This window comes from Paenibacillus sp. RC84, assembly GCF_041260495.1.
Lineage (GTDB): Bacteria > Bacillota > Bacilli > Paenibacillales > NBRC-103111 > Paenibacillus_F.
On sequence record NZ_JBGBYL010000020.1, the window covers coordinates 1 to 13825 of the forward strand.

Annotated in this window: 2 protein-coding genes; both read right to left on the bottom strand. The window is 57.1% G+C overall.

The features are described 5' to 3' along the window. On the bottom strand, nt 1–8849 hold an 8849-nt coding region (locus tag ABH899_RS28325), incomplete at its 3' end, for an amino acid adenylation domain-containing protein (protein ID WP_370002188.1). A gap of 83 nt (nt 8850–8932) precedes the next feature. Further along, nucleotides 8933–13825: amino acid adenylation domain-containing protein (locus ABH899_RS28330; protein WP_370002190.1), on the bottom strand; the 4893-nt coding region annotated here is incomplete at its 5' end.

A 13825-nucleotide genomic window follows, 5' to 3' on the forward strand; every position in this document is an offset into this window, starting at 1 on the left:
ACAGTCAGGCTTCCGATAGCCGCATTCTCTCCGTCCCCGCTGTACGATTTTTCGTCGTCCAGGCAAAGGATCGCGCGCAGCGCCGTCTCTTCCGCTTCCAGCCAAGCCTCGGCGCTCTCTCTGAGAGAAGTCTGCGTCAGCAGCACCGTCGCCCCGCTGTCTTCGAGCATAAACCGGATGCGGTCGGCAGGATAATCCGGGTCAAGCGGCACGTACGCGCCTCCCGCTTTCCATACGGCGATCACGCCGACGAGAAGCTCCACCGAACGCTCGGCCAAAATGCCGACGATGGATTCTCTGCCGACGCCTCCGGCGCGCAGCGTTCCGGCCAGCCGGTTCGCCCGTTCGTTGAGTTCCCGGTACGACAGCTGCTTGTCTTCGTACACAACGGCCGCCGCATCGGGAGTCCGGACCGCCTGTTCCTCGAACAGCCGATGGAACGTCTGCACCTGCGGCAGCTCGGACATGGCCGGATTGAACGCTTCGAACAGCTGCTCTTTTTCGGAAGGCGTAAGCAGGTCAAGATCGGCGATTTTGGCCTCCGGCTTCTCGGCGATGGCACCGAGCAGCTGCTCGAAATGCTGCGCCATCCGTTCCACCGTTTCTTTTTTATACAAGGAAGTCGCATACTCCAAGCTGCATTCCAGACCGCCGCTTTCTTCCACGACATCCAGGCTGAGGTCGAATTTCGCCATGCCGTACTCACTCGGATAAGAAGTGAGCTTGAGCCCCTCCAGCTCAAATTCCTTGTTCTCCAGGTTTTGCAGAGAGAACATCGTATCGAAAATCGGATTGCGGCTTAAATCACGGGCCGTCTGTACCTTTTCGACCAGCTCCTCGAACGGGTAGTTCTGATGCTCGTATGCGCCCAGAGTCGTTTCTTTGACCTCCTGCAAGTAGGACAAGAACGGTTTGCCGGCGGCCGGGTAATTGCGGATTGCCAGCGTATTGACAAACATTCCGATCAGCGGCTGCACGTCCCCGTGGGTTCTTCCAGCAATCGAAGTCCCTACGACCAGATCTTCCTGAGCCGTATATTTATGCAAAAGTACCGTATACGCCGCAAGCAGCACCATATAAAGCGTCGAGCCGTTTTCTGCCGCAAGACGTTTTAAAGCTTCGCTCTTCTGCGCGTCGACAAAAAATTCAAGTGTCTGTCCTTCGTAGCTCTGTACGGCGGGACGGGCAAAATCCGTCGGCAGCTCCAGTACGGGCAGCTCTCCCCGGAAAACATCGAGCCAGTAAGCTTCCTGCCGCTTCAACTGTTCTTTCTGCGCCTCCGATTGCTGCCATACCGCGTAGTCCTTGTATTGAATGTGCAGTGGTTCCAGTTCTTCGCCGCTGTACAGCCGGACAAACTCCTCCACCAGCACATCCATCGAAACGCCGTCGGACACGATGTGATGCATATCGAACATCAGAATATGCCGGTCCGCCGCCAGCTCAATCAAGCCAACCCGGAGCAAAGGCGGCGCCGCCAAGTCGAACGGCCGGATGAAGTTCTGCACGGCCTCGACTGCCTCTTCTTCGCTTGCCCGGATATGCTCCACCGAAAAGTCCGCGCCGCTGTATATCCGCTGCACCGCTTCCCCGTTTATGATCCCAAAACCGGTGCGAAGCGTCTCATGTCGCGCGATCAGGCCGCGGAACGCTTCTTCGAATCGATGCCGGTCCAGCGCTCCTTCCAGCAGCAAAGCTCCCGGCATGTTGTAACTTTGGTCCGCCCCTTCGAGCTGTTGAAGGATGAACAGCCTTTTTTGCGCGGAAGATAGCGGGTAATACTCGCTTTCCTCTGCCTTGGGGATCGAAGAGAACGAAAGCCGTGTCAGGTTTGCAATCGCTTGAGCCATCTCTTCTATCGTCGAATAAACAAAGACATCCTTCAGCGGGAAATCTACGTGAAGCTCTTTGCGTATCCGGCTGACAAGCGTTGTCGCCCGCAGAGAATGTCCTCCGAGTTCGAAGAAATTTTCCTTCACGCCAACCTTCTCAAGTCCCAGTACGCCCTGCCAGATGGCGGCCAGGTCCGCTTCCAGCGGAGTCCGGGGAGCCGTATGCTCCGTCCCTTCCTGCAAGCTGAGTTCCGGCGCCGGTAGCGCTCTGCGGTCCACCTTGCCGTTAGTCGTTAGCGGCATATCCTCCATCTGAACAAAGTACGAAGGAATCATATACCCCGGCAGCTCGCGGGATAAGGCGCTTCTTAACCGGCTTGCCTGAAGCTCGCCGTCCGCCGTGAAATAGGCGCACAGCTGTTTATCTCCGCTGGCGGTTTCACGGGCGATCACAGTCGCTTTCCGGATGGATTCCACCTTCAGCAGCTGCGCCTCTATCTCGCCAAGCTCGATCCGGAAGCCGCGGATTTTCACTTGATCGTCCATCCGGCCCACATATTCGATCGTTCCGTCCGGCAACCATCTCGCCACGTCCCCTGTCCGGTACATGCGTTCTCCGGGAACGAAAGGATTGTTCACGAATTTCTCCGCCGTCAATTCAGGCCGGTTCAGGTAGCCCCGGACCAATCCCTCGCCCGCTACACACAGCTCCCCGGCTACACCGATCGGCTGCAGATTGTTGCGGGCATCCACGATATAGGCCGTCGTATTGCTGATCGGACGACCGATCGGAACATTCACGGCGTCCTCGGCCACTTCGTTCACCACATAGTACGTAGCGTACACCGTGCTCTCCGAAGGGCCGTACAAATGAATGATTTTGCCCGGACCCAAATGAGCGACCGCTTTACGGACATGACCGACCGAAACACGCTCTCCGCCGAACAGAATGGCCCGCATATGCCGCAAGCAATCCACATTTACATCCACGAGCACGTTGAAAAAAGCGGTCGTAATGAGCGAAACCGTAATCCGCTCCCTTTCGATCAACTCGGCCAACTGACCGATTTCCAGCATGATCTCTCTTGGAATGAGAACGAGGCCCGCCCCGTTGACCAAAGCGCCGAAAATGTCGGAAATCGACCCGTCAAAAGAATAACTGGACAACTGGAGAACCCGGTCCTGCTCCGTAATCTCGACATAGTTCGTATTTCGTGCGATCCGGATAATGTTCCGGTGGGACACCAGGTTTCCTTTCGGCTTCCCGGTCGTCCCCGAGGTATAGATCACACAGGCCAAATCGGCCGATTCGTTGATTCGTTCCAATTCCGACCCGTCAGGATGGTAAGACCCTTCATCATCCAGTACGATCACGGTGCTTTGGACGGGAATCCGTTCCTGCAGATGACGCTGCGTCAGCATAACCCGGGCGCCCGAGTCTTCGATGAGGTACCGGATACGTTCTTCCGGGTATTCCGGATCGATCGGCACATAAGCGCCGCCGGCTTTCAGCACGGCCATAATGCCGACGATCATCTCGATGGAACGATCGACAACAATGCCTACGAGACAGTCCCGGCCGACTTCTTCGCCCCGAAGCGTACGTGCCAGGCGATTCGCCCGCTCATTCAGCTCGCGGTACGTAAGTTCCTTTTGCTCAAATACGACCGCCACTGCATCCGGTATCCGCTCCGCCTGTTCCTCAAACAACTGATGAAGGGTTTTGTCCCGCGGGAAATCCGTCGTTGTGTCGTTGAACGCTTTAATAATTTGCGTTTTTTCAGCCGCCGTTGCCAGCTCCAAGTCGCCCACTTTGACCCGGGGATCGTTCACGACTTGTTCGAGCACGTGCAGCAGTTGTCCCCGCAAACGCTCGACGTCCGCTTTCGCAAATACACCCGCATTGTAATCGAAGCGTATTTCAATGGCTTCTCCCGGCACGACCGTCATATTAAAATCGTAATTCGTCTGTTCCGCCATCTCGACATCCGTGATAGCCAGACCGCCGGTTTGGCTGCCGCCCGCCTGCTGCATCTGCTCGTCCATCGGATAGTTTTCGAACGCGATAATGTGGTGGATAAGATCCTGTTTCTGGGAGCTTCGCGCCTGGATCTCATACAACGGATAATAATCGTAGCGGCCGGATTCCAGCGCCTGCTCCTGCACCTTGACCATGACGTCGGCAAAAGACGTGTCCGCCTCGCTCGTTACCCGCACCGGTACCGTGTTGATGAAAAGTCCGATCATCTCCTCGATTCCCGGAATCTCAGCCGGTCTTCCCGAGACGACGCTGCCGAAGACCGCATCGCCCGTCCCGTTAATCTTTTGCAAAACGACGCCCCATGCCGATTGCAGCAAGGTGTTTAACGTGACATGTTGCTGCTTGGCCGCACGCTCCATCCGTTCGCTCAAGCTTTTGCCCAGCTCGCAAACGACATGCTCCGGAAGAAACGGTCCGCTTTTCGCATCGGTCTTTTTGGGAAGCTCCGTCTGTCCGTCATACCCTTCCAGATAGCCGGACCAGTAGCGGGAAGCACTTTCTTCGTCCTGTTTCTCCAGCCACTCGATGTACTGGTCGTAGTCCGCTGACGCAATCCGCTCCGGCTTCACATTCCGGATGTAAGCTGAGTACGTTTCGAACAATTCCTGCGTAAGCTGCGGCAAGCACCAGCCGTCCATCAGAATATGCTGGAAACTGAGCAGCACGTGATAGCGTTGTTCATCCGTCCGAAGTACCGTGACGCGCACAAGCGCATCCCGCTCCAGATCAAAGCCCCGCAGCCGGTCTTCCTCCGCTTTCTTATCGGTATAGGCTGTGCGTTCTGCAGAATCCAGATGCAGCAGATCTTCATATTCGAAGCCGACCGGCTTGTCCCGGTACACGATTTGCAGAGGTTCCGCGCCCGTGCCGCTGTAAAAATTAGTCCGCAGCACGACATGCCGCGCGGCCAATTCGGCCCAGCTTTTGGAGAAAACATCGACATCCAGCTCGCCCAGCAGCGTAAAACGCGCTTGTTCGAAGTAGGCGCCCGTCTGCGGGTCCATCGCGCTGTGGAACCACATCCCCTTCTGCATCGGCGTGAGTGTGTAGATATTCTCGATCTCGCCGATAGGTGCCGTGTCTTCGGCAATCCGTTCCATGTCGGTAACGCTCAGTCCCTTGAACTGCACATCGCTCGGCGTCAGCTCCGTCCGTTCCTTAGCCGCGCAGTGGGCAATAATTTCCCGGAGGCTCTGCTCCAGCAGCGAAACCAGTTTCTCTATCGTCGCTCTGTGAAACTGTTTCCGGCTGTAGCTCAGGTCTAGCGACAGCGAACCGTCCAGGACCATGCCGTTAATGTCCAGCACGAAGCTGCGCGCCTGCCGGTCGCTTGCCGGGCTCCCGCCCGGATACGGCGACAAGCCCATCTCGTTATTTTGCAAATCGTCGTCAAACTGGCCCAAATAGTTAAAGTTAATTTCCGGTTCGGCCCCCCATACCAAGCCGTCCGTTTTCTCCGAAAGGTACCGGCATACCCCGTATCCGATCCCTTTGTTCGGAATCCGGCGCAGACTTTCCTTGACCGCTTTGATTTGATGCGACAAGTCTTTGCCGCTCTCCGGCTCCAACACAACGGGGAACTTGCTCGTAAACCAGCCTATCGTACGCGTAATGTCGATATCCGTTCCGATAAATTCGCGCCCGTGACCTTCCAGATTTAAAAGGACCCGGTCATGTCCGCTCCATTTCTGCACGGCTGTTCCCAGAGCGGCAATCAGGATATCGTTCATTTCCGTGTTGTAGGCCCGGTGTACCCGTTTCAACAACAGCTCCGTTTCGTCGCGAGTCAAGACCGCAAAAAGCGATTCGCTGTCCCGCTGCAGGGAATCCTCCGCATCCGTATCCTTCGGCAAAGGTGGCACGGGTGTACGTTCGACGCCCTGCCAATAGGCCCGCTCGTTCTCCATGTCCGGGCTTTGCGCATAGGCCGCGAGCTGACCCGACCAAGCAAGGTAGGAATCGGTTTTCGCGGGAAAACGGATGTCTTCCCCTTTGCCGGCCTGCTCGTACCCGAGCGCGATATCTTCCATCAAGATCCGCCACGATACACCGTCGACGACGGCATGATGAACCGCGATAAGCAGGTGATCGCCGTCCGCGCAGCGGAACAGGCCCGCTTTTACAAGCGGCCCGTCTTCCAGCCCGATCCCGCTCTGAATTTCGTTCGCCTTCGCTTCGACCGCGTCTCCCGGATTCGCAGCCTCCCTGAAATCGGAGATTTCCAGGCTGTACATCTCGCCTTCCCCGATTCCGCGGTTCCAGGCCGTATAGCCGTGCTCCGTTTTGCGGAAGGCCATCCGCAGCGCATCGTGATGCTCCGTTAACTTCTGCAGCACCTTGCGGAGAGCCGTCTCGTCGAAACCGTCTTTGCGGTGCAGCAGAACGGATTGGTTAAAGTGATGCGCATCCGCGAATTCACGCTCGAAAAACCATTGCTGAATGGGAGTCAATACGGCGGCTCCGGTCACTTCTCCCTGATCGACCGTCCGGGCGACAGGCTTCACGTGCAGGCTGAGCTGCGCGATCGTCGGATATTTGAACAAGTCGCGAATTTCCAGCTTGTAGCCGGCCTGGTGCAGCCGGGAGGAAACCTGAATCGACTTGATCGAATCACCGCCGAGCTCGAAGAAGTGATCCGTGACTCCGACCCGTTCGGTATTCAGCACAGCCTTCCAAACGTCGGCAAGTGCTTGCTCCGCTTCGTTTCGGGGCGCAATATACTCGCCTCCCCCGAGCGCGTTTCCTTGCGGGGCAGGCAGCGCCTTCCGGTCGATTTTCCCGTTCGGCGTCAGCGGCATCCTCGGCAGCTGCACGAAATGCGCCGGAATCATGTAACCCGGCAAGTTTTGCGACAGCGCTGCTCTAAGATCACTAACGGTCAGCGATTGGTCTCCCGCAACGTAAGCGCACAATTGCAGTCCGCTCTCTTCTTCCCGGGCGATGACGATCGTTTCCTGTACGGACGGAATTTTCAGAAGCTGTTCTTCAATCTCGCCGGTCTCGATCCGGTAGCCGCGGATTTTCACCTGGTGGTCGATCCGGCCCATATATTCGATGTTCCCGTCAGGAAGCCAGCGGGCGGAATCCCCCGTCCGGTACATCCGTTCGCCGGAGGCAAAAGGGTTGTCGACGAACTTCTCCGCCGTCAGCTCGGGGCGATTCAAATATCCTCTCGCCAGACCGACACCCGCAATGCACAGTTCACCCGCTACTCCTTCAGGCACAGGCTGTCCGTGCTTGTCCACGATATAAATCTTGTGATTATGAATGGGACGGCCGATGGGAACCGATTTCAAGCCGGTATCATTCGGCTCAGCGGCCCAGACCGCAGTGACGATCGAAGCTTCCGTCGGGCCGTAGGCGTTGAAATACCGCACTTTGTCTTTCCACTGCTGCACGAATTCGGCCGATACGGCCGAGCCCCCGGTAATCAGCTTTTGCAGCCCCCGCATATGATCCGGGTTTAAATAGGCAGCGTACGTAGGCGGCAGGATCGCGGCCGTGATGCCGTTCTCGTCCATGTAGCGCTCGAAAAGCTGATAATCAAGAATGGTGTCGGCCGTCGGAATGTAGAGAGCGGCTCCGAAAAACAGCGCCTTGAACACTTCCCAGCACGACGCGTCGAACGACAGGCTCGCGAACTGGACGACTCTGTCCGATCCGGTGATGCCCAGCGTGTACCGGAACATGTTCTTCAAGCTGACGAGTCCGTGATGCTCCACCATCACGCCCTTAGGCTTGCCCGTCGTTCCGGATGTATAGATAACGTAGGCCAGATGGTCCGGCCCGTTAACCGGCTCCAGATTGGTGCCGTCGGCGCTGTAGGAGTTCTCGTCATCGAGTGCCAGTACAGTTCCCGCATAGGGGACGCGGTCCAGCCGCCGCCGCTGAGTCAGCAACAGCTTTGCACCCGAATCTTCCAGCAGGTAGCGGATGCGCTCCTCGGGATATTCGGGATCGATCGGCACGTATGCGCCTCCGGCTTTCAGCACCGCCAAGATGCCGACGACCATATCCATCGAGCGTCCGGCCATCAGGCCGACAAGCTGGTCCGGCTGCACACCCTTCGCACGCAGCGTACGCGCCAGTCGGTTCGCCCGCTCGTTCAGCTCCCGGTAGGTGAGACGTTCCTGCTCGAAAACCACCGCTGTCGCTTCCGGAACGCGGGCAGCCTGCTCCTCGATCAGCCCGTGAATCGTTTTTTTCGACTCATAGTCCGTTTCCGTCTCGTTAAAAGCATGAACAAGCCGGCGCTCTTCCTCCGGAGACAGCATAGCCGCCCCTGCCGCTTCCTGATCAAGGTTATTTAAACCGCCTGCCAGCAGACGGTCCAGATGATCGACCACCCCGGTCATAAAGCCCGCATGATACAAATTTTCGTTGTAGAAGATCTGAAGATGGATCGAACCGTCCTCCAGACGGAATTGGAACAGGCAGTCGCAGACGACATTCCCGCCGACCTCAGTGCCGTGCAGCTCATTCAGAGAAACGAGCGTGTTGACAACCGGGACTCCGTCCGCGTATTGAAGCTCCAGCTTCTCCGTCATTTTGAGGAACGGAATCTGCTGATGACGGATAGCCTCGGGAAGAGAAACCTTCAATTCGTTCAACACCGATTTGAAGGTGGACTCGCCGCCGATCCTATTCTTCAGAATAACCGTATGGTTAATGGGCCGCCGCGTCTCTTGTGCTTTCTTCACAACCGGCATGCCGACAAGAACAGCGGAATCACCCGTATATCTGTACAGCAGGACTTGAACTCCCGCCAGCAAAATCATATAGGCGGCCAGCGGCGCGCCCTTGCTCATTTGAATGACCCGCTGCGCCGCTCCGCCGGACAAAGTTCCGGAAACGGACAGAACGCTTGGAGCCGCGTGGCTTGGAGCCTTACTGTACGGCAGCAGGGTAAGCGAATCCTCTTCACCTGAGAATTTTTCGTTCCAAAAAAGAATTTCTTTTTCAAAAGCCACCTTCATCGTTCCCCTCTCTTTTCGTTAAAAAAAGCGATCCGGCGGATTGCATACGGAATGCGCCGCACGCACATCCGCCGGGTAAAGCTTTAGAAAACAATATCAATAGCTTCCAGCAAGTCTTCTTCCTGCTCCGAAGAACCGTTTAAGGAAAGATCTTTCAGCAGGACATGAGGCTGCTCGCAAATTTTGGAGAGGATGGTCAGAAAGTCTTCGGCAAAATTGTCGATCATGTTCCGGGTAAACAGTTTAGTCGCATATTCAAAATGACCGCTCATGCCTTCTTCCTCATGCGTAACTTCCAGGGTCAGATCAAATTTGGCGACCGTCTGGGCCTCGATATAAGGTTCGACGGTTAACTCTCCGAAACGGCTGATCCGGTCTTCTCTCGTTTCCATCACAAACACCGAGTCAAATATCGGATGCCGGCTTAAGTCCCTTGCCGCCTGTACTTTTTCCACAAGCTCCTCGAACGGATAATCCTGGTTTTCATAGGCTCCCAGCATCGTTTCTTTGATTTCCTCCAGGTAAGAAAGGAACATTTTCTCGCCGGACGGGTAATTACGGATCGCCAGCGTGTTCACGAACATTCCGATCAGAGGTTCCGTATCCGCATGAGTTCTGCCTGAGACCGGCGTGCCCACAATGATGTCTTCCTGTCCGGAATACTTATGCAGCAGAACGGTGTAGGCGGCGAGGAAAACCATATACAAGGTTGCGCCGTTATCGTCCGCGATTTGCCGCAAGGCTTCGCTTTGCTGCTTGTCTATGGCAAAATCCAGCACATCTCCCTCATAGCTCCGCACTGCCGGTCTCGCGAAATCGGTGGCCAGTTCAAGCTGAGGAAGCTCTCCGTCCAGTACGTCCAGCCAGTACGCTTCCTGTTTTTTCAGACGTTCGCTCTGCGCTTCGGACTGCTGCCACGAAGCAAAGTCCTTATATTGAATCCGCAGCGGCCGGAGGTTATCGCCCGTATACATGCGGAGAAGATCGTCGATTAAAATTCCGGTGGACACGCCGTCGGAAACAAGATGATGGATGTCGAACATCAGAATATGCCGGTTCCGTTCCAGCCCGATCAGACCGACCCGCAGCAGCGGCGGTTGTTCCAGATCAAAGACGCGGACAAACTGTGCGGCAATTTCCCGGGCTCCTTCTTCGTCCGACTGCCGGTACTCCAGGGCGAAATTCACTTCCGGGTAAATAACCTGCGCAGGTTCGCCGTCCACCATCTCGAATGCCGTACGCAAAATCTCATGACGGCCGATCAGCCCGCGAAGCGCTGCTTCAAAGCGTCCGCGGTCCAGTTCCCCTTTGAGGACCATGAGGCCCGACATATTGTAGCTCAGTTCCGCGCCTTCCATCTGATGCTGGATGTACAGCCTTTTCTGTACGGAAGACAATGGGTAATGAGCGCGTTTTTCGAGTACAGGGATGGCGGTATGTTCCCGGTGTTCCAATCCCGCTATGGTTTGAGCCATTTCTTCAACCGTCGAATGACGGAAAACATCTCGCAGCGGCAAATCGACGTTCAGTTCTTTGTGCACTTTGCCGACAAGCGTCGTCGCCCGCAGGGAATGTCCGCCCAGGTCGAAGAAGTTATCGCGGATGCCGATTTCCTTCTGAAGACCGAGTACGTCCTGCCAGATGGCGGCCAGCTTCGCTTCCAGCGGCGTCCTTGGCGCGATATATTCCGCGCCTCCGTCCGCGCCCGCTTCCGGCGCCGGCAGCGCCTTGCGGTCGACTTTCCCGTTCGGCGTCAGCGGAATCCGCTCCAGCCGGATGAAATACGACGGGATCATGTAGCCCGGCAATTCCTGCGCCAGCGCACTTCGCAGACTGCTTGCGGCAAGTTCGCCGCCCGCCGTGAAGTAGGCGCACAGCGCTTTCTGCCCGCTGCCGTCTTCGCGTACGATGACGACCGCTTCGCGGACGCCGTCCGCCTGGAGCAGCTGCGACTCGACCTCGCCGGTTTCGATCCGGTAGCCCCGGATTTTGGCCTGGTGGTCGATCCTCCCGATAAAGTCGACGTTGCCGTCTGCCGTCCACCGGGCCAGGTCGCCCGTGCGGTACAGACGTTCACCCGTGACGAACGGGCTGTCCACGAACTTCTCCTCCGTCAGATCCGGACGGTTCAGGTAGCCCCGTGCCACGCCCGGTCCGCCGATGCACAGCTCGCCCAGGACGCCGACCGGCACCGGGTTCAGGTGCGCGTCCACGATGTAGAACCTCGCGTTCAGCCACGCTTTCCCGATCGGTACGCTGCCCGTCTCCGGCAGCTTCGCCAGCGGCTCGTCGTAGAAGCTCGAATCGATCGCCGCTTCCGTGACGCCGTAGCTGTTGATGATCCGGAACTGCGAGCCGAAGCGCTCCTGCAGCACGCGGTAGTCGCCTACGCTGCAGCTGTCGGAGCTGGTAATGAGCAGTTCCATCGAGCTCATATCAAGCTCGTGCTGCGCCACATGTTCCATAAACGGCACGATGAGCGCCGGAGTCGATTCGAACACGGTAATCCGCTGTTCTTGGATCCAGCCGTGCAGGCGGGCGGGGTCGATCCGGTCGTCTTTCGGCACGATGACCATGGTGCCGCCGTTGTACAGCGTCCGGGCGATATCTCCGACGAACACGTCGAAGGAGAAGCTTGCGAGCTGGAGCAGCCGTACCGGGAACCGGTCCAGCCGGTATTCCCGGCGGTAGGCGGCCGCCGTGTTCACAAGGCTGCCGTGCTCGATCATGACGCCTTTGGGCCGTCCCGTCGTGCCGGACGTGTAGATCACGTAGGCGAGATCGTGCGGCTGGGTTTCGGCTGGGACACCGTCCGGCGTGCCTGATGCGGACAAGCTGCCGTCCGATCCGCTGTCAGCCGTGCTGCCCAACGCAGCGCCGTCTCCTTGACCCGCAGACACCCGGGCACTCTCTGCGCTTTCATCAGCAGCCCCAATTACGCTGCCTTCCAAAACGACTCCGATAGCCGCATTCTCTCCGTCCCCGCTGTACGACTTTTCGTCGTCCAGGCAAAGGATCGCGCGCAGCGCCGTCTCCTCCGCTTCCAGCCAAGCCTCGGCGTTCTCTCTGAGAGAAGTCTGCGTCAGCAGCACCGTTGCCCCGCTGTCTTCGAGCATAAACCGGATGCGGTCGGCCGGATAATCCGGGTCAAGCGGCACGTACGCGCCTCCCGCTTTCCATACCGCGATCACGCCGACGAGCAGCTCCACCGAACGCTCGGCCAGTATGCCGACGATGGACTCTCTGCCGACACCTCCGGCGCGCAGCGCTCCGGCCAGCCGGTTCGCCCGTTCGTTAAGCTCCCGGTAGGACAGCTGCATGTCTGTGTAGACAACAGCCGCCGCATCGGGAGTCCGGACCACCTGTTCCTCGAACAGCCGGTGGAACGTCTGCACTTGCGGAAGCTCGGACATGGCCGGATTGAACGCTTCGAACAGCTGCTCTTTTTCGGAAGGAGTCACCAGGTCAAGATCGGCGATTTTGGCTTCCGGGCTCTTCACAATGGCATTCAAAAGTTGCTCGTAATGCTTGGCCATTCGTTCTATCGTTTCTTTTTTGTACAAAGAGGTTGCATACTCGAACAAGTAATCCAGGCCGCCGGAGACTTCCGTCACATCCAGACTAAGGTCAAACTTGGACACGATTTCTTCGCTCGCATAAGGAGCCAGCCGGAGGCCGGGCAGTTGAAGCTCTTTGTTTTCCGTGTTTTGCAGCGTGAACATCGTGTCGAAAAGCGGGTTGCGGCTTAGATCCCGGGCAACCTGCACCTTTTCCACCAGTTCCTCGAACGGGTAGTTTTGATGCTCGTATGCGCCCAAAGTCGTTTCCTTGACCTCCTGCAGGTAGGAGAGGAACGTTTTGTCCGCGGCCGGATAATTGCGAATTGCCAGCGTATTGACGAACATTCCGATCAGCGGCTGCACATCTCCGTGTGTCCTGCCGGCAATCGGCGTGCCTACGATCAAATCTTCCTGATCTGTATATTTATGCAGCATGACTGTATAGGCCGCAAACAGAACCATATATAAGGTTGTGCCTGTTTCCGCCGCCAGCCGCTTTAAGCCTTCACTCTTCTGCGCATTCATGGAAAATTGGAGCGTCCGTCCTTCGTAGCTCTGCAGGGCAGGCCGGGCGTAATCCGTCGGCAGTTCCAGCACCGGGAGCTCTCCCCGGAAAACATTAAGCCAGTAAGCTTCCTGACGCTTTAGCTGCTCTTTCTGCCCTTCGGACTGCTGCCAGACGGCGTAGTCCTTGTATTGAATGCGCAGAGGTTCCAACTCTTCTCCCCTGTATAGGCGGACGAACTCTTCCACCAACACGTCCATCGAAACTCCGTCGGACACGATATGATGCATATCGAACATCAAGATATGCCGCTCAACCGCCAGTTCGACCAAGCCGACCCGAATCAAAGGCGGTTTCGCGAGATCGAACGGACGGACAAAAGCCAGCACCGTTTCTGCCGCTTCTTCCTCGCTTGCTCCGACATGTTCCACGGAAAAGTCCACCTCCGGATATACCCGCTGCACCGCTTCCCCGTTCGCCATTTCGAAGCCCGTGCGCAGTGTTTCATGGCGCCGGATCAGACTGCGGAATGCTTCCTCGAACCGGTTCCGGTCCAGCGCACCTTCGAGTATCAGCGTACCCGGCATGTTGTAGCTCAGCTCCGCGCCCTCAAGCTGATGGAGAATGTACAAACGTTTTTGAGCGGACGAAAGCGGATAGAACTCCCTTTTCTCCACAGCAGGAATGGAAACATGCTCCTGCCGTTCCATGTTGGCGATTGCCTCTGCCATATCTTCAACCGTCGAATGACGGAAAACGTCTCTTAACGGCAGATCGACGTTCAGTTCCCTGTGCACTTTGCCGACAAGCGTCGTCGCCCGCAGGGAATGTCCGCCCAGGTCGAAGAAGTTATCGCGGATGCCGATTTCCTTCTGAAGACCGAGCACGTCCTGCCAGATGGCGGCCAGCTT